Consider the following 15,774-nt stretch of genomic DNA (forward strand, 5'->3'; position numbering starts at 1 on the left):
CGCGCGATCCGGACGGTGACCGTCGACGGCGCCGCGTGCTGCCGTCGGCCCAGGCTTGTGCGCCGATCCGGCCGATCCGGGCCGAGCCGGTCTGGTCGCCGCCGCCGACCCGCGCGGCGAGCGGGACGACCGAGGTGGAAGCGCGATCCCCGGGCATGACGACGTGGCACCGGCCGATGAGGGGCCGGCGGGCGGACGAGGTCCACCGGTCGGCGACACCGCTGGAGCTGCTGTTCGACCTGTGCTTCGTGGTGGCGGTCGCCTCCGCGGCGGCCCCGTGGCCGCCGCGCTGGTGCTCGCGGTGACGTTCACGCCCGCGCCGGTCCACGCGACGGCCGTGGGTGCTCGCCGCGCTCGTCGCGTTGGCGCTCTCCGGCCGCCGTGGCGCTACGGACGGCGCAGCTTCGCCAGCCTGAGCCGTTCCGACTCGGACAACGCCGAATCCGTCAGCACCCGCACCCCGCGCGCGCCGATCGGCAGGCCGTTCACCGACGTCACCCACCCCGTCGGCACATCGGTGAACAACGTGACCTCCGGCGTGCCCGCGACGTGGCCGTAGCCCAACACCGTCGACCGGCTCACGCTCGGCCCGTTCAGCACCACGTAGTCCTGGTCGGCCAGGGCCGGGTCGGTCACCCACGGCACCTCGTCGCCCAGGGTCCAGCCGCCGACGCCGCCGTAGCGGAGCAGGAACGTGCGCGCGTGCTGGATGGTGACCACGTAGTGGTGGTCGGAGTCCGACTCGACCGGGATCGGCCTCCGGGTGAACGTCAGGCCGTAGGAGACGCCCGTCGTGCGCAGCGTGCGTGAGAACCCCGCCGGGCCACCGCCGCCGGTGCTGATCGCCCGTGACAGCGCGGACCACGCGCCGGTGGCCGTCTGGTTCGGCAGGCGCGCGCCCGGCCACGGATCCCGAATGGTCATACCGCCCCAGATGAGGCGCACGGCCGGAGCCGGCCAGACATTGCCCCGCTCACCCCGGTAGAGGGTCATGTCCGGCATGGAATACTCCTCGCGAGGAATTCGTGAAGAGGAATCGTCCCAGATCCTACGCGGACGGGGTCGTACTGTGGACGAATTCACCGCTAAGGAGTACCGATCCGCGAAAATGCGGTGCCAAAAGGGGGGGATATGCATTGTTCACACATCGCCGTGCGGATGGCGGCGGACGAAGGGGCCCGCCGCTGGTGCGCGGCGGGCCCCTCGTGACGCGTCTGCTCGGCTAGGCCGTGCGGGTCACCTCGGGAACAGGTCCCGGTAGGCGCCCTGGGTCTGCACGTTCAACTCGCCGACGCGGATCGCCTTCGCCGGCGCGGTCCGCGGGTCGCGGATCTCCAGCACGTCGAAGCCCTTGGCCATGTCGGACGAGTAGATGTAGCCGTTGTAGTAGTACGCCGACCACGAGCCGCCGCCCCGACCATCGGGCAGCGGGCCGCGCTCGAACCAGCCGATCTCCTTGGGGTTGCTCGAGTCGGTGAAGTCCCAGATCGAGATGCCGCCCTGGTACCAGGCCTGCACCATGATGTCGCGCCCGTGCACCGGGATCAGCGAACCGTTGTGCGCCACGCAGTTCTCGGTGTCGCCCTGGGTGCGCGAGATCTTGTAGTACGAGCGGAACTCCAGCTCGCGGGCGTCACCTTCGCCGGTGACGTCGTAGATGCCGTCCGCGCCGCGGGTCGGGCCGATCTGCTCGTTGCACGTCGCCGCGCCGCCGCCGCCCAGCTCGTCGGTGAAGACGACCTTGGTGCCGGCGTTGTTGAAGGTCGCCGAGTGCCAGAACGCGAAGTTCACGTCGTCCTGGACGCGGTCGATCTCGCGCGGGTTCTGCCGGTCGGAGATGTCCCACAGCACGCCGTCGCCCATGCAGGCGCCGGCCGCGAGGTCCTTCGCCGGGTACGCGGTGATGTCGTGGCAGCCGGAGGTGGCGCGGACGTAGCCGGTCTCCACCGTGCCGTCACGACCGGGGTTGCCGCCGTCCGGGAACACCACCCGCTCGTCGACCAGCGAGGCCGCCGTCGGGTTGGCCAGCGGCACCTTGACGATCGAGATCAGGTCGTGCGGCGGCTGGCAGTCAGGGAAGGCCGCGTTGGGCCCGTACGACGAGACGTACAGGAAGACGTCCTTGCCCGCCTTGTCCGGCACCAGCGTGTGCGTGTGCGAGCCGCACTTGGTCTCGACCGCGGCGATGTAGCGCGGGTTGACCTTGTCGCTGATGTCGAAGATCTTGATGCCCTCCCACGCGTCCTTGTTCGTCGCGGAGAGCGGCGTGCTGGCGCAGGAGTTGTCCGAGCGGGAGGAGTCGGTCGACAGGAACAGCAGGTTCCCGCTGACCGAGATGTCGTTCTGCGAGCCCGGGCACCACACCGAGGCGGCGATCTTCGGCTTGCGCGGCTTGCTGATGTCGTAGACGACGAACCCGTCGTAGTTGCCGTCGAAGGCGTAGTTGCCCTGGAACGCCAGGTCGGACCACGTCGAGGAGGCGGTGAAGGGTGCCGGCTTCGGCAGGTTCGCCAAGTGCTCGACGTTGCGGCTGTGGCGGATCTCGTCGATGCCGGGGATGCCGGTGGCCGACTGCTCCTGGCTCGACAGTTGGGTCTCGGACAGCCCGGCCAGGTCGGCGTCGTCCGGTGCGGCCGTAGCCTGCGGCCCCCAGGTCAGGACGGACAGGCTGAGCGCGAACGCGCCCAAGGCCGCGACCGACGTTCTGCGCCGTCCGGCCGAATCGCGTGCATCCATTCAGGTTCCCCTTCCAACCCTTGCAGGGACCGCAGTATTACCCGTTCGCAAGGCTAAAGACCAGGGCTGATCGGTGGGAATTTTACGCTTCCGACTCGTCGGGCGGCCGGGTACGTTGGCGGCCGACCGGAGGCACTAGGGGGTAGCGGTATGCGGGTCGTGTTCGTCGCGGTGTTGGTGGCCGTCCTGGCGGGCTGCACGTCCCAGGCGGACGACCAGCCGTCGATCATCGTGCCGCAGGGACCGGGCGAGCAGGCGCAGACGCTGTCGCCCGAGGACTTCGGCACCGACAAGTGGGTCGCGCCGAGCGAGGCGGACCTGACGTACGTGGCCCGCATGATCGTGCACCACAAGCAGGCGTTGGAGATGTCCGCGCTGGCGCCGGAGCGCGCCCAGAACGAGACCGTGCGGGGCCTCGCGTCGCGCATCTACGACACGCAGGGACCGGAGATCGGCGCGATGGAGCAGTGGCAGCGGCAGTACGCCGAGGCCGCGCCGGGGCACGGTCACAACGCCGACCTGCCGGACGTCGACCACGGGTCCATGCCCGGCATGGCGACCCCCGAGCAGATGGCTGCGCTGAAAGCGGCCACCGGTGCGGAGTTCGACCGGCTCTTCCTCCAGCTGATGATCGCCCACCACGAGGGCGCGGTGCGGATGGCGGTCGAGGTGCTGTCCTCGGGCCGGGACGTGCGGGTCGAGGAGATGGCCAACGACGTGGCCGTGTCCCAGACCGACGAGATGGAACGCATGAAGGCGATCACCATCCCCTGACTCGGCGTCGGCCGCTCCCGCCGTTCTCGCTGGTCCCGCCGTCCAGGGCGTCGAACAGGTAGCGGGCTGCCGAGGCGTTCGAGGTCCAGGTCGACGGTCGTCACGGGCGGGCGGCAGTCGGCGGCGAACTCCTCCCAGTTGTCGTAGCCGACGATCGCCACGTCTTCGGGAATCCGCTTGCCCGAGTCGCTGAGGGCGTCCGCGACGCCGGTGGCGATCTGGTCGTTGCCGCAGAAGACCGCGTCCAAGTCGGGATCGGTGGCCGGCCGCGTGCCTGCCCCAGCGCTGCGACCACTCGCCGTACAGCGGGGCGCCGCCGGCCGGCGTCAGGCCGTGCTCCGCCAGCACCCGGTGCAGTGCGGTGACGCGGTCGCGTGCCGCGCGGTAGGTCTGCGGGCCGGTGATGTGGCCGATGCGCTTGCGCTGCAACGACACCAGGTGTTCGACGGCGAGGCGTGCGCCGCCCTCGTCGTCGGCGATCACCGAGAGGTCGGTCGGATCGCTGGACTCGCAGTGGACGTAGACCACCGGCACCGGGATGTCCCGGGTCAGCGACGGCCGGATGTCGTTGTCGTCGCCCAGGGTGATGAACCCGTCGACCTGCCGGGCCGGCAGCGTGCTGATGTGGTGCCGGCGGCGGACGGCGTCACGGCGCGCGTCGCACAGCAGCACCGACATCTGCTCGTTCGCCAACGCGTTCTCCGCGCCCAGCAGGATCGGGATGGCGAAACGGCCGCCGAGTTCGTCGGTGAGCAGCCCGATGGTGCGGGTCCGCCCCGAGATCAGGCCGCGGCCCAGGGCGTTCGGCTGGAACGACAGCTCGTCGGCGGCCCGCGGGGTGCGGCACGCGCTCACGGGTGGCGGGCGCGACGGTCTCGATCGAGGGCGTTACCGGCTACAACAACGCGATCGCGCTGACCCGGCCGATGCACATCGACGACCTCAAGCACCTGCGCGACCCGATCTGCTCGTGCGGGCCGAGGTCCACGGCGGCCAGCCGCCCGTCGCCGGCAACCTGGCCAAGTACGCCGAAGTCGACGCCAAGGGCCAACCCCCCCACCTACGACACGAACAACAACGGCGTCATCGAGTACGACTGGGGCGCCATGACCGGCAACGACGCCGACGCGGTGTCGTCCGACCGGCGGGGCGGGAACCTCGACCGGGCCGAGACCGCGTACGTGTGGAGCGTCGCGGTGGCCGCGCAGCAGGCGTACGCGCTCATCGGCGACACGGCGAAGGCGAACGAGACGCAGGCGCTCGCCGACCGCATCCGCACCGGCGTGGTGACCACGCTGTGGAACCCGTCCCGGCAGCTGCTGGGGAAGTGCGGGTGCCCGCGTCGTGGCGGGTGCAGCAGTGGAACAGCTAGGCCTACGTCGACGTGGTCGGGGCGAGCGGGTACCCGCTGGCGCCCGACCGGTACCACGAGGTGACGTTCACCGGCGTGAGCACGACCCGTCTGCGGGTGGTGCTCCAGAGCGGGGCCGGATCGGTCGGGCTGCTGGAGGTCGAGGCCTTCGCTGAGGCGGATGAGGGGACCGGGTGTGGCGACCGGTCCCCCCACCCCGGCACGACGGCTCAGCAGCCGCCGCAGTTGTAGTAAGTGACGTCCCAGTGGTTGCTCTCCAGGTAGTAGATGTTCCCGGAGCCGGAACGCCACTTGTTGCCGCCGATGTAGGCGAACGTGCCGCGGACGTAGTTGTCGAGGCAGGTGGAGAGCCGGAAGTCGAGCTTGTAGCCGTTCCAGTGGCTGTAGGTGCCGCTGGCGTGGCCGGTCTCGGTGCCGCCGGTGATGTGCAACGCGCAGCCGGTGGCCCGCTTGAGGGTCTCCGCGCCCTGCGCCGAGGTCAGGTTGAGCTGGTCGAACGACGTGCAGGTGGAGTTGTAGCGGTTGCTGCAGTTGCCGCTGGACGACCAGGTGATGCCGGCGGCGTTGAAGCGGGACGCGGCCTGGGCGTGCGTCAACTTCGTGACCAGCGCGGTGATCGGGGTGTCGGCGGCCGGCTGGAAGGCGACGTCCTGGTGGGGCGGGCCGGGCGCGGCGGAGGCGCTGGTGGCGCCCGCGATGGTGAGCAGGGCGGCGGCAGCGGCCACGACGGCGGTGCGGAATCGACCGGTACGCATGGGGACTGTCCTTTCGACGAGCAGCCCTCGTCGACCCGGGGATGACCGGATGTGAGCAAGGGGTGCGGCAGGGGTCGACGGCCAGCTTAAGTCGCGGTCCTGTTAACCACAGCGGCCAAGTGGGAGATTTTCTAACATTGCTATCCGTGGTATGGCCGTCACTCTTCGCGCCTGCTCCTGTCTTCACCTCGGCGGGCGATCCCAGGCGCCTTCCCCGCCGTCGTTGCCGGTGTTCGGCAAGTAACTCGGTGGCAGAGCGGCCGGTGGGCGACGTTGTCCGCAATGCCCGCTGTGGATCATCATTAGTGCAGGTCAGCGAGGGGGTTGGGGAACCGCCCGCAGACCGGAGCAGGTGCGGGGCCGGGGATCGGGGGGCAGGGGGGACAGGGGGAAGAGGGGGAAGGGGTTCCACGTCCGTCGGGGGGCGGGAACTGATTCGGAGCACCGGAGCACGGGCGGCACACCGCCACCGCTCCGGTGCTCCGAGCGTTCGGGGGTTCGTTCGGGGGTTCGGGGTTCCACCGCCGTTCCACGGCGTTCGACCGACCGTCCGGCGAACGTCAGCGGTTCGTAATGGCCCACTTCGCGGTCGCATGGGGGACGATCAAGACCTGTTCCCCTGGAGGTGTGGTCGATGCTGTGGAAGTCCGCGTCCGTTGTCGCCCTGCTGACCCTGGTGGTGAGCTGCGGGTCCGAGCCGATGTCGAGCGGTGGCTCGCCCTCCGAGACCGCGGCGCCGACTACGTCCACCACCGCGACACCCGGTTCGACGGCTCCGACCGACCCGGCTTCGACCGAGCCGGCGTCGAGCGCGCCGGTGGCCGAGGAGCTGAAGTTCACCGCCAAGACGGTGGCCGGCGCCGACTTCTCGGGTGAGAGCCTGGCCGGCAAGCCCGCCGTGCTGTGGTTCTGGGCGCCGTGGTGCCCGAAGTGCCGGCGAGAGGCGCCCGGTGTGGCGGCCACGGCGAAGGACAACGGCGCGGTCACGTTCCTCGGGGTCGCCGCCCTGGACGAGGTCCCGGCCATGGCGACGTTCGTGGACCGGTTCAAGCTCGACGGGTTCACGCACCTCGCCGACGAGGAAGCGGCGGTGTGGAAGCGGTTCGGCGTCACCGCGCAGCCCGCGTACGCGTTCGTCGACCGGGACGGCAAGGTGGACGTCGTGACGACCCAGCTGTCCGAAGAGCAGTTGCGTGAACGGGTCACCGCCCTCGCGGGGTCGTGATGACCGAGATCGTCCTGCTCGCGGCGGTGGCGGGCATGGTGGCGACGGTCAACCCGTGCGGGTTCGCCATGCTGCCCGCCTACCTCGCGCTGGTCGTGCACGGCGACGACGGCCGCGACCGGACGGCGGCGATCGGCCGGGCGTTGGCGGCCGGCGCCGTCATGACGGCCGGGTTCGTGGTGGTGTTCGGGGTCTTCGGCGTGGTGATCGCGCCGGTCGCCGCGTCCGTGCAGCGCTACCTGCCGTTCGTCACGGTCGTGATCGGCGCGGCCCTGATCGTCACCGGCGCCCTGCTGGTGGCCGGGAAGACGCTCGCCCTGCTGCTGCCCAAGCCGACGAAGGGCGCCCCGACCAGGCGGTTGGGATCGATGTTCGGCTACGGCGTCGCCTACGCGATCGCGTCGCTGTCCTGCACGATCGGGCCGTTCCTCGCGGTCGTCGGCACCGCGCTCGGCGGTGCGGACGTGGTCGAGGGCATCGTGGCGTTCCTCGCCTACGCGCTGGGCATGGGGCTGGTGGTCGGCGTGCTCGCCGTCGCCGCGACCATGACCGACAGCACCCTCGCCACCAGGGCCAGGACGTTGCTGCCGCACATCTCGCGGATCGGCGGCGTGCTGCTGGTCCTGGTCGGCGCGTACGTCGCCTACTACGGGGTCTACGAACTCCGGCTGTTCTTCGGCGACGCCGATCCGGCCGACCCGGTGATCGACGCGGCGGCAGCCGTGCAAGGCGCGTTGGTCGAGGCCTTCACCGCTGTCGGCCCGTGGCCGCTGCTCGCGGCGCTGGTGCTGCTGGTCGCGGGTGGCGTCGTGCTCGCCCGCCGCAAGGCGCCGCGCGGCTGAACGAGCGTTGTCCGTGCCCCGCCGGCGAAATTCGCCGGCGGGGTCCTGGCGTTGTCCCTATGGTGGCTCCAGCGATCCCCTGAGGAGGTTCGAGATGCGGCGACTCGTCGGTGTTGTCCGGCCCAGTGCCCCTTCCCACACCTTCGAGGACCGTCATCGCCACTCTCAACCTGGGCGTGCTCGCACACGTCGACGCGGGTAAGACCAGCCTCACCGAACGGCTGCTGTTCGACCACGGCGCCATCCCGAAGCTCGGCAGCGTCGACTCCGGCGACACCCGGACCGACTCCGGGGACCTGGAACGGCGTCGCGGCATCACCATCCGTTCCGCCGTGGCGTCGTTCGCGCTGCCTGATCCGCTGCCTGATCCGCTGCTGCGTGATGCCACGCCGGGTGAGCCCCTTCGGGTGAACCTGGTGGACACGCCGGGGCACCCGGACTTCATCGCCGAGGTGGAACGCGCCCTGTCCGTGCTCGACGGCGCCGTCCTGGTGGTCTCGGCGGTCGAGGGCGTGCAGGCGCAGACCAGGGTGCTGATGAGGTCCCTGCGGCGGCTGCGGCTGCCGACGCTGGTCTTCGTCAACAAGATCGACCGGATGGGCGCCCGGCAGGACGACCTGCTGGCCGAGATCCGGCGGAGGCTGACCCCGGCCGTCGTGCCGGTGGCGCGCGTCGACCGGCTCGGCACACGTGACGCGGGTGTCGTCGCCCGGTCGTTCGACGATCAGGCGTTCTCGCTTGAGGTGGCCGAACTCCTGGCTGACAACGACCTCTCGCTGCTGGCCCGTGTGGTGGACGGTGACGTGCCCGCGGACCTGCTAGCACCGCTCCGGGACCAGACGTCCCGAGGGCTGGTGCACCCGGTCTTCTTCGGCTCGGCGATGTCGGGTGCGGGGATGGCCGAGCTGGCGCACGGGCTGCGGAACTTCCTGGCGCCGCGCCCGGCGTCGTCCGACGACCTCTGCGGCACGGTGTTCGCCGTCGAACGCACCGACAACGGCGAGAAGGTCGCCTACCTGCGCCTCTTCTCCGGGACCTTGCACCGGCGGCAGCAGGTCACCTTCCACCGGCGGAACGCGTCCGGCGCCGCCGAGCAGTACCGGGGCCGCGTCGCCGCGTTCGAGGTCGTGGGCGACGCGTCGTCCCGGCAGCTCACCGCGGGCGACATCGGCAAGCTGCGCGGTCTGCCGCAGGTGCGCGTCGGCGACCGGCTGGGCCCGGACGACGCGACGCCGGAGGCGCAATTCTCGCCGCCGATCCTGGAGTCGGTCGTCCGGCCCGCGTGCCACGGCCGGGAAGTCGAGCTCCACGCCGCGCTCACCCGGTTGGCGGACGAGGACCCGCTGATCCGGACCCGCGCGGCAGGCGGCGGTGCGACGTCGGTGCTGCTCTACGGGGCGGTGCAGCGGGAGGTGATCGCCGAACGGCTCCAGCGCGAGTACGGGATCGACGCGGTGTTCGAGCAGGTCCGGCCGGTGTACTTCGAACGGCCGTCGCATCGGGGCGAGGCCGTCCACGAGTACGACCAGCGCGGCCCGAACGAGTTCTGGCAGACGGTGGGCCTGCGCGTGGAGCCGTTGCCCCCGGGCACCGGCAACACCCTGGCCAGGGAAGCCGAATCGGGCCTGCTGCCGAAGGCGTACCACCGCGCCATCGAGGAAGCCGTGGTGACGACGCTCCAGCAGGGCCTGCACGGCTGGGAGGTGACCGACTGCGCGGTGACCGTCACGCACGTCGGCTACCTGGCCCCGGCGACCGTCGCCGCCGACTTCCGCAACCTGACCCCGGTGGTGCTGATGCGGGCGTTCGAACGGGCGCGCAACGCCGTCTACGAGCCGGGTTGTGCGGTCGAGGTGGAGGCGCCGGACGACGCGCTGAGCGCGGTGACCGGCCTGCTGCTGTCGCTCGGGGCCGACCTCGGGGCGGCGGTGGAGTCCGGCTCGACGTGGCTCGTGCCGGGCGCGATACCGGCCAGGGCGCTGCAGGACCTGGCCGCGGCCCTGCCCGGCCTGACCCACGGCGAGGGCGCGGTCCGGCACGAACCCGGCCCTGCCCGTCGGGTCCGCGGCACCCCGCCGACCCGTGCCAGGACGGACGGCAACCCGCTCGACCACGACCAGTACATGCGGTTCGTCTCCAACCGGAACCTCGGCAGCGGCGCCTCGTCCGCCGGTCGCCGGTGACCCGCCCGGGGTCAGGCCGGTCGTTCGAAGATCAGTTCCAGCCCGTCCTCGTCGTCCCACTGCTCGCCGACCTCCACGAACCCGAAGCCCGCGATCGTGGCGAGGGACGCGGTGTTGTCCGGGCCGATGGTCGCTCGCACGGTCCGGACGTCCGGCTCGGCGGCGGCCCGGCGCAGCAACTCGACCAGCGCCGCCCTGGCGTAGCCGCGACGGCGGAAGGCGGGGTCGACGGCGTAACCGATCTCGACCGTGCCGGACTCGTCGGGCGGCCCGTGGAAGCCGGCGTGCCCGACCACCGCGCCGCTGTCCGCCGTGCCGCCGTCCACGACGGTGTCGTCCACGATGGCGAGCCGCCCCGTCCACCGGGCGTTGCCGGGGTCGGCGGACATCTGGTCCAGCCGGTACCGCCACAGCCACCGCGCCCGGTCGGTGAGGAAGTAGTCGGTCAACGGGACTTCGGCCGCGGTCAGGTCACCGTCGAGCAGGGCGGCCATGACGCGGCCGTCCAGCTCGACGAAACGCACGTCGTCTGCTGTCACCGTGCGCATGGTCGTTGCCCGTCGTCGCGGAGTCCACCGGGTTTCACACCGGCCAGATTGACAGGTACTTGTCAATCTGCCAGATTGCCCCCGTGACCGCTCTTTCCGATCACGGCCTCGAGTTCTCCTCGCTGCTGGTCGAGGTGTTCCGGGTGAACGGCCTGCTCCTCGCCGCCGGTGACCGGCTCGCCGAGCCCGCCGGCCTGACCAGCGCCCGCTGGCAGGTGCTGGGCGTGGTGGACCACGGCCCGTGCACGGTCGCGCAGGTGGCCAGGGCCATGGGTCTGACCCGGCAGGCCGTGCGTCAGACGGCGACCAGCCTGGTCCGTGACGGCATGGTCGTGTTCCAGGACAACCCGCAAGACCTCCGCGCCAAGCTCCTGGTGCTCACCCCACGCGGCCGGTCGGCGTTGCGCCAGGTCGAACGCCGCCAGGCGGACTGGGCGAACGACGTGGCCGCCCGCATCCCCCTCGCCGAACTCCGCGCCGTCACCGGCACGCTGCGCGACGTCGGCGACCTGTTGGAGGACTGATGACCGTCATCCCGCTCCTGCCCTGCGCGTCGATCGACGACGTGGAGGCGTTCTACTCGGCGTTGGGCTTCGAGCGCACGTACCGGCAGACCAAGCCCAACCCGTACCTGGGCATGCGCCGCGAGGCCGTCGAACTGCACTTCAGCGGCATTCCGGCCTTCGACCCGGCCGACTCCTACGGCAGCTGCGTCGTGCTGGTCCCGGACACGGGCGTCCTGCACAGCGCGTTCGCCGAAGGGCTGCGCGCGGCGTACGGCAAGGTCCCGCTGGCGGGGATCCCCCGGATGACCAGGCCGCGTCCCCGCAAGAACGTCGACGGCCTGGCCGGCTTCACCGTGATCGACCCGGGCGGCAACTGGATCCGCATCTTCCCGGCGCCTGGCCCGGACACCGCCACCCCCGTTGCGGCGTCGGGGAAACTCGCCAAGGCGGTGGAGAACGCCGTCGTGCAGTCCGACGGCCGGGGTGACGTGGCGCAGGCCGCCAAGATCCTCGACGGCGCGCTCGCGCGGGCCGAGGACGCCACTGCGGTGGAGCGGGTCGAAGCCCTGGCCTACCGAGCCGAACTGGCGTTCGTCCAGGAGGACCGGACCCGCGCGGAGGAGGTGCTGGCCGAGCTGGGCGCCATCCCGTTGACCGCCGAGGAACGCGAGCGCCTCGCGGAGACGCTGGCGAACGTCGAGGAGTTGCGCCGGTAGCCCAGGGGCAGTGGCTGCTCGTCGGTGCACGCCGTCGAGCAGCCGCTGACCGCGGACAGCACGGTCGGAGCGTCACTTCCGGTCCTTCCCGACGGTGTCGGCGAGCCGCTTGTCCAGCGTCACCCGGACCAGACCGGCCGCCAGCGCCCCCAGTTCGCCGTCCGGCACCAGGCCGGCCAGTGCGCGAGGGTCGTCGGGCAGGCCGATGCGGCGGGCTCCGGTCAAGGCCTTGTCGTCCAGGAACGGTCGCAGTTCCGGCCACGCCCGCTGGGCCTCCCGGCAGAAGATGGCCGACCCCACCGGTCCCAGGCGCGGCGTCTTCTCCAACCCCGCCCGGAGCTTCGACACGTCACCGCCCGCTTCCTCCCGGAGTCGGCGCAGGTCGCCCCGGTAGTCGTCCAGGAGCAGTCGGGCGCCGTCGCCCAGAGCGGTCGAGGTGCTCTCGTCATAGCGGACGTAGTGGGCGCGACCGAGCGCGTCGACGCGTTGCTGCCACGTCGTCTCCAGCGTGCCGCGCGGTGTGGTGCAGCCCGCGTCGGCCAACTCCCGCGCCGCCGCCACCGCGATGTCCGCACGGATGCGAGTGGACAGCAGCACGCTGAGGACGAGCAGCCGGTACAGCGGTGACGGCTTGTCCGCGAGCCGGATGCCGGCCTGCTCGGCGTACGTCTGCCCGGCCTCGTCCAGCAGGCGTCGGGCGATGTCGTCGTGCTCGCTCATGACTCCCGGCTACCCCGCCGCGTCCAAGGCCACGTCATCAACGCCCACACGACCAGCACGGCCGCGCTCTCGGGCACGAGGTACCACGGCCAGTCGCCGAGGAGGTCCAGCACGGACCCGGTCGGCGGCTTCCGGTTGAGGAAGCCGTAGTTGGAGCCGAGCACCAGGTTGAGCGCGAACACCGCCGCCGCCCACACCACCGTGATCAGCACGGCCAGCCGGTAGCCGCGCCAGTCCGGCCGGAGGCCGAGCCCCCACGTCAGGTAGACGGCCGCCCAGACGACGAACAGGTGCGTGGCCCAGAACAGCAGGAACCCGGGGTCGGGGAAGTCCACCTGCAACACCGGTGTGACCAGGGCCTGGACGCTCAGCGTCAGCCCCCAGTAGTAGGTGAGCGAGAACGCCCACCGGCGCTGCGACCACAGCGCGTACGCGGCGACCGGACCGGCCAAGTCGGACAGTTGCAGCGGCAGCGAGTGCTGGACGTCCCAGCGCGGCGGCAGCATCAGGTACGCGTGGATGGCCACTTCGAGGACCAGGACGACCGCCGCGAACCAGCGCGAGAACCGACGTGACCGCCGCGTCCGCCCCGCCGCCACCACGGCCGCGACGCCTACCGCGAACACCGCCAGCACGATCCAGTGCGAGGTGCCGTACGCGGTGAACCCGTGGTCGATCGCTGACGACGCCACACGCCCGGGTTACCCCGGTGCCGCCCGGTTACGCGGTGGGGTCGGCCCAGGCGGTCGTCACCACGTCGTCCAGCGTCGGAACTACTCCGAGCAACCGGTCCACCTCGGTCAGCCGGAGCGGGCGGGCCACCGAACGGCGGTCCGCCACGACCGTGAACGCCACGCCCGCCGCCACCGCGCGGTGGTGGGTGTCGAGGACCGCGATGCCCAGCGACCCCGGCACCGTCACCCCGGACAGGTCCACGGCCGGCCCCGGAGGACGTCGGTCCAGCTGGGCGTCCAGCTCGGCGCGGATCAGGTCGACGCCCACCACGTCGACCTCGCCGGTGACCGGGTGACGGACAGGCCGCGCACCTCGGTCGTCTCGACGGCGAGGTCCTCTCCGGACGTGGGCGGCACGGTCATGGGCAACGCTCCTCCGCGGACCCGGCGGTGTGACGGTGGCGTCGTGCCGGTCGTGTCCCGTGTTACGTCCGGGCCGGGACCGGTTACCCGCCGCGCCCGGCGGGGTACTACTGCGGTTCCCGGCGAACGTGGAGGTGGTGGATGTCGAGCCCCGGGCACGTGGATGCGCGCGGCGCGGTGGTGGTCGGCTTCGACGGTTCGGATCCGTCCCGGCTGGCCGCGTTCTGGGCGGCCCGTGAGGCGGTCAGCCGGCAGCGACGCCTGCTGGTCGTGGACGTGCTGCGCGGGCCGATGCCGGAGCTGACGATGTCACCGATGGCCGTGCCGCTGCCCGACGCGGTGACGGACGAGGCCGTGCGCGGGTACGCCGAGAAGGAACTGGCCGAGGTCGTCGCCGAGTGTGAACGGCTCTGTCCCGGGCTGGACGTGCGCCCCGCGCTGGTGGACGGCTACCCGGGCGAAGCGCTGAGCCGGGTCTCCGAGGGCGCGGAACTGCTCGCCATGGGGTCGTCGGGGCGTTCGGGGCTGTCCCGGGCGCTGCTCGGCTCGACCACCGCCGACCTGGTGCACGCCCACTCCGGCCCGATCGTGGTGGTGCGCGGTGACGGCGCCGAGGACGGTCGGGTGGTCGTCGGGGTCGACGGCTCGGACACCAGCGACCGGGCGGTCGCCTTCGCGTTCGAGTACGCCTCCCGCCGTGGCGGGGACCTGCTCGCCGTGCACGCGTGGGCCGACCTGCCGCTGGAGACGCTGGCGCCGCTGCGCGAGCAGGACGCCAACCGGCAGGAGGTGCAGGAGCAGGCGGAGGCGCTGATCGACCGGAGCCTGGCGCCCCACCGGGAGCGGTTCCCGGAGGTGCGGGTGACCCGGGAGGTGGCGTTCGACGGTCCCGCGCACGCGCTGCTGGAGAACGCCCGGACCGCGGCACTGCTCGTCGTGGGCAGCCACGGCCGTGGTGCGGTGCGACGCGCGCTGCTCGGCTCGGTCAGCCATGCGGTGCTCTACCACGCACCGTGCTCGGTGGCGGTGGTGCACCGCGACCAGGTGACATCAGGAGGGACGTCGTGAACACCCTGACCGAACGCACGCACTCGTCGGGCGCGCACCCGTGGGCCCACGAGCCGGACGCGCCGGACCCGCTGACCCCGTCCGACCCGGTGCCGCGTCGGCCCCAGCCTTCCGGACCCGACCCGGTGCCACCCGAGCCGATGCCCCGGCCGGTGCCCCCGACGCCCGCCCGCTGACGCCGTGCTGACCATCAGCGGACTCACCTGGGCCCTCACGATCGGCCTGGTCCTCCTGCTCCTCGCGGTCGACATGGTGCAGGCCGTCCTGCGCCCGCACCGGGTCGGGATCGGTGAGGCGACGGCCTGGTCGGTGTTCTACGTCGTCGTCGCGCTCCTGTTCGGCGTGTGGTTCACGCTGGAGTACGGCGGGCAGCTGGGCACCGAGTACTTCGTCGGCTACCTGGTGGAGAAGAGCCTCTCGGTCGACAACCTGTTCGTGTTCGTGATCATCATGGCCACGTTCGCGGTGCCCGAGGAGCACCAGCACAAGGTGCTCACGTTCGGCATCGTGATGGCGCTGGTCCTGCGCGCGGTGTTCATCGCGATCGGCGCGACGTTGTTGTCGTTGTTCTCGTTCGTGTTCCTGCTGTTCGGGCTGCTGCTGGTCTACACGGCCGTGCAGCTGTTCCGGCACCGCGACGAGCACCCGGACGTCGAGGACAACGTGGTGGTCAAGACCGCCCGCCGGGTGCTGCCGATCGCCGACGACTACGTGCGCGGGAAGCTGTTCACCCGCATCGACGGCAGGTTCATGGCGACACCGCTGTTCGTGGTGCTGCTGGCGATCGGCAGCATCGACCTGTTGTTCGCGCTGGACTCCATCCCGGCGGTGTTCGGCATCACCCAGGAGCCCTACATCGTGTTCGTGGCCAACGCGTTCGCGCTGCTCGGGTTGCGGGCGTTGTTCTTCCTGGTGAAGGGGCTGCTGGACCGGCTGGTGTACCTGTCGACCGGGTTGTCGCTGATCCTGGCGTTCATCGGGGTCAAGCTGATCCTCCACTGGGCGCACGTCGACATCGACCCGCGCGTGCCCGAGGTGCCGACGGTCGTCAGCCTGATCGTGATCGTCGTGGTGCTGCTGATCGTGACCGTGGCGAGCCTGATCAAGACCCGGCACGACCCGACGGCGAAGGCGCACCCCGGTTCTCTGCGAGCGCACCCCAAGAGCACCAGGACGGGGTCGGGCGACCGCTCGGAATCACCGCCCCAGGACTCCACCTGACCCCGTGAGTC

Annotated in this window: 19 protein-coding genes and 2 pseudogenes; 12 read left to right on the plus strand and 9 right to left on the minus strand. The window is 71.4% G+C overall.

The window, feature by feature from the left end; all coding sequences use genetic code 11:
* Positions 1 to 155: 155 nt before the first annotated feature.
* Positions 156 to 305 carry a hypothetical protein gene (locus ACRAKI_RS13315; RefSeq protein WP_447008629.1) on the plus strand — a complete coding sequence of 50 codons (150 nt, stop codon included), beginning with the start codon at positions 156 to 158 and terminating at the stop codon, positions 303 to 305.
* Positions 306 to 387: 82 nt separating this feature from the next.
* On the opposite strand, the gene ACRAKI_RS13320 is transcribed toward ACRAKI_RS13315, so the two are convergent.
* Entirely contained in the window at positions 388 to 1,002 is a 615-nt protein-coding gene (locus ACRAKI_RS13320) for a hypothetical protein (RefSeq protein WP_447007380.1), read from the minus strand.
* A gap of 234 nt (positions 1,003 to 1,236) precedes the next feature.
* Entirely contained in the window at positions 1,237 to 2,736 is a 1,500-nt protein-coding gene (locus ACRAKI_RS13325; protein ID WP_447007381.1) for an LVIVD repeat-containing protein, read from the minus strand.
* Positions 2,737 to 2,886: 150 nt separating this feature from the next.
* On the opposite strand from ACRAKI_RS13325, the gene ACRAKI_RS13330 reads away from it, so the two are divergent.
* The gene (locus ACRAKI_RS13330) at positions 2,887 to 3,510 is read left to right on the plus strand and encodes a DUF305 domain-containing protein (RefSeq protein ID WP_447007382.1); all 624 of its coding nucleotides are present in this window, start codon (positions 2,887 to 2,889) and stop codon (positions 3,508 to 3,510) included.
* A 125-nt stretch (positions 3,511 to 3,635) separates the two neighbouring features.
* Here ACRAKI_RS13330 and ACRAKI_RS13335 read toward each other — a convergent pair.
* Positions 3,636 to 3,758: pseudogene (locus ACRAKI_RS13335) on the minus strand (substrate-binding domain-containing protein); the annotation flags it as partial.
* A gap of 139 nt (positions 3,759 to 3,897) precedes the next feature.
* A pseudogene (locus tag ACRAKI_RS13340) lies at positions 3,898 to 4,365 on the minus strand (LacI family transcriptional regulator); the annotation flags it as partial.
* A 2-nt stretch (positions 4,366 to 4,367) separates the two neighbouring features.
* Here ACRAKI_RS13340 and ACRAKI_RS13345 point away from each other — a divergent pair.
* Complete coding sequence (locus ACRAKI_RS13345) at positions 4,368 to 4,946, plus strand: hypothetical protein (RefSeq protein ID WP_447007383.1); 579 nt, start codon at positions 4,368 to 4,370, stop codon at positions 4,944 to 4,946.
* Between the two features lie 11 nt (positions 4,947 to 4,957).
* On the plus strand, positions 4,958 to 5,113 hold the full coding sequence (locus tag ACRAKI_RS13350) for a hypothetical protein (protein ID WP_447007384.1): 156 nt from the start codon (positions 4,958 to 4,960) through the stop codon (positions 5,111 to 5,113).
* Here the strand turns inward: ACRAKI_RS13350 and ACRAKI_RS13355 are convergent.
* Entirely contained in the window at positions 5,092 to 5,637 is a 546-nt protein-coding gene (locus ACRAKI_RS13355; protein ID WP_447007385.1) for a hypothetical protein, read from the minus strand. The genes ACRAKI_RS13350 and ACRAKI_RS13355 overlap by 22 nt on opposite strands.
* 634 nt (positions 5,638 to 6,271) lie before the next feature.
* Here ACRAKI_RS13355 and ACRAKI_RS13360 point away from each other — a divergent pair.
* The 3 genes from ACRAKI_RS13360 (at position 6,272) to ACRAKI_RS13370 (ending at position 9,887) form a co-directional block, all read left to right on the plus strand.
* Entirely contained in the window at positions 6,272 to 6,862 is a 591-nt protein-coding gene (locus ACRAKI_RS13360; RefSeq protein ID WP_447007386.1) for a protein disulfide oxidoreductase, read from the plus strand.
* Entirely contained in the window at positions 6,862 to 7,704 is an 843-nt protein-coding gene (locus tag ACRAKI_RS13365; protein WP_447007387.1) for a cytochrome c biogenesis CcdA family protein, read from the plus strand. Before ACRAKI_RS13360 ends, ACRAKI_RS13365 begins: the two co-directional genes overlap by 1 nt.
* Before the next feature lie 176 nt (positions 7,705 to 7,880).
* Positions 7,881 to 9,887: a GTP-binding protein gene (locus ACRAKI_RS13370; RefSeq protein ID WP_447007388.1), complete on the plus strand. Its 2,007-nt coding sequence runs from the start codon at positions 7,881 to 7,883 to the stop codon at positions 9,885 to 9,887.
* 11 nt (positions 9,888 to 9,898) lie between these two features.
* On the opposite strand, the gene ACRAKI_RS13375 is transcribed toward ACRAKI_RS13370, so the two are convergent.
* Complete coding sequence (locus tag ACRAKI_RS13375; protein ID WP_447007389.1) at positions 9,899 to 10,435, minus strand: GNAT family N-acetyltransferase; 537 nt, start codon at positions 10,433 to 10,435, stop codon at positions 9,899 to 9,901.
* A gap of 83 nt (positions 10,436 to 10,518) precedes the next feature.
* Here ACRAKI_RS13375 and ACRAKI_RS13380 point away from each other — a divergent pair, with 83 nt between their 5' ends.
* Both ACRAKI_RS13380 and ACRAKI_RS13385 read left to right on the plus strand, forming a co-directional pair.
* Positions 10,519 to 10,959, plus strand: a complete 441-nt coding sequence (locus ACRAKI_RS13380; protein WP_447007390.1) for a MarR family winged helix-turn-helix transcriptional regulator — start codon at positions 10,519 to 10,521, stop codon at positions 10,957 to 10,959.
* Positions 10,959 to 11,657, plus strand: a complete 699-nt coding sequence (locus ACRAKI_RS13385) for a hypothetical protein (protein ID WP_447007391.1) — start codon at positions 10,959 to 10,961, stop codon at positions 11,655 to 11,657. Before ACRAKI_RS13380 ends, ACRAKI_RS13385 begins: the two co-directional genes overlap by 1 nt.
* A 72-nt stretch (positions 11,658 to 11,729) precedes the next feature.
* Here ACRAKI_RS13385 and ACRAKI_RS13390 read toward each other — a convergent pair whose 3' ends face one another.
* The 3 genes from ACRAKI_RS13390 to ACRAKI_RS13400 are packed head-to-tail and all read right to left on the minus strand — an operon-like array spanning position 11,730 to position 13,379.
* Positions 11,730 to 12,377 carry an endonuclease gene (locus ACRAKI_RS13390; protein ID WP_447007392.1) on the minus strand — a complete coding sequence of 216 codons (648 nt, stop codon included), beginning with the start codon at positions 12,375 to 12,377 and terminating at the stop codon, positions 11,730 to 11,732.
* Positions 12,374 to 13,069 carry a YwaF family protein gene (locus tag ACRAKI_RS13395; protein WP_447007393.1) on the minus strand — a complete coding sequence of 232 codons (696 nt, stop codon included), beginning with the start codon at positions 13,067 to 13,069 and terminating at the stop codon, positions 12,374 to 12,376. The genes ACRAKI_RS13390 and ACRAKI_RS13395 overlap by 4 nt, the downstream gene beginning before the upstream one ends.
* A gap of 28 nt (positions 13,070 to 13,097) precedes the next feature.
* Entirely contained in the window at positions 13,098 to 13,379 is a 282-nt protein-coding gene (locus tag ACRAKI_RS13400; protein ID WP_447007394.1) for an STAS domain-containing protein, read from the minus strand.
* Between the two features lie 236 nt (positions 13,380 to 13,615).
* Here ACRAKI_RS13400 and ACRAKI_RS13405 point away from each other — a divergent pair, with 236 nt between their 5' ends.
* The 3 genes from ACRAKI_RS13405 to ACRAKI_RS13415 are packed head-to-tail and all read left to right on the plus strand — an operon-like array spanning position 13,616 to position 15,763.
* A complete protein-coding gene (locus tag ACRAKI_RS13405) occupies positions 13,616 to 14,542 on the plus strand; it encodes a universal stress protein (protein ID WP_447007395.1) in 927 nt (308 codons plus the stop codon).
* Positions 14,539 to 14,718 carry a hypothetical protein gene (locus ACRAKI_RS13410; RefSeq protein ID WP_447007396.1) on the plus strand — a complete coding sequence of 60 codons (180 nt, stop codon included), beginning with the start codon at positions 14,539 to 14,541 and terminating at the stop codon, positions 14,716 to 14,718. The genes ACRAKI_RS13405 and ACRAKI_RS13410 overlap by 4 nt, the downstream gene beginning before the upstream one ends.
* Before the next feature lie 4 nt (positions 14,719 to 14,722).
* Entirely contained in the window at positions 14,723 to 15,763 is a 1,041-nt protein-coding gene (locus tag ACRAKI_RS13415) for a TerC/Alx family metal homeostasis membrane protein (RefSeq protein WP_447007397.1), read from the plus strand.
* Positions 15,764 to 15,774: the final 11 nt, after the last annotated feature.

It is taken from the genome of Saccharothrix isguenensis, assembly GCF_052936305.1.